This is a genomic window from Streptomyces nanhaiensis, assembly GCF_046614825.1.
Lineage (GTDB): Bacteria > Actinomycetota > Actinomycetes > Streptomycetales > Streptomycetaceae > Streptomyces > Streptomyces radiopugnans.
This window is the reverse complement of the sequence record NZ_JBKJFM010000391.1, coordinates 1-542: the sequence shown is the minus strand read 5'-3', so window position 1 is coordinate 542 and position 542 is coordinate 1. Positions and strand designations below refer to the sequence as shown.

1 protein-coding gene is annotated in these 542 nt (G+C 79.3%); it reads right to left on the bottom strand.

Going from position 1 to position 542, the window contains the following annotated elements:
* Positions 1-542: UbiA family prenyltransferase (locus ACLIYP_RS30755; RefSeq protein WP_412716344.1), on the bottom strand; the 542-nt coding region annotated here is incomplete at both ends.

Sequence of the window (542 nt, the reverse complement as noted above, 5' to 3'; positions counted from 1 at the left end):
AGGGCGCGCGAGGGGCGTTCGCCGATCCGGTGCGGCAGGCCGCGCACTCCGGCGCGCTCGTCGTCGGCCAGGTCGGGCAGCGTGTTGAGCAGGTGCGCCCCGACCCCGAGCGCGGCGCCGGCGCCGGTGGCCCACGCCGGCGCCCAGGCCGTTCCCGGGCCGGCGAGGGTGACCACCGAGGGCAGCGCCCCGAAGGCGCAGGCGTACGGCGCCCAGGACCACCGGGTCGCTTTCAGGCCGAGGTTGTAGGCGTGGCCCGCGCCGGTGACCAGGAGGACGTTGACCAGCGCGCCGCGCCAGCCGGTGAGCGCGGACAGCACGAGGCAGGCGAGCGCGGCCGCGGCCAGGGCGTACGCCACCGTGCCGACCGGGAGGTCTCCGGTGGCCAGCGGCTTGTCGGCGCGGCCGGCGGCGCGGTCGCGGGGAAGGTCGCGCAGGTCGTTGCCCCAGCCGATCGTGAGCTGGCCGGCGAGCACCGCGGCGGTGACGGTGGCGGCGTCCGGCGGGGGCAGTGCGCCGCGGAGCGCGAGCAGGCCCGCGAC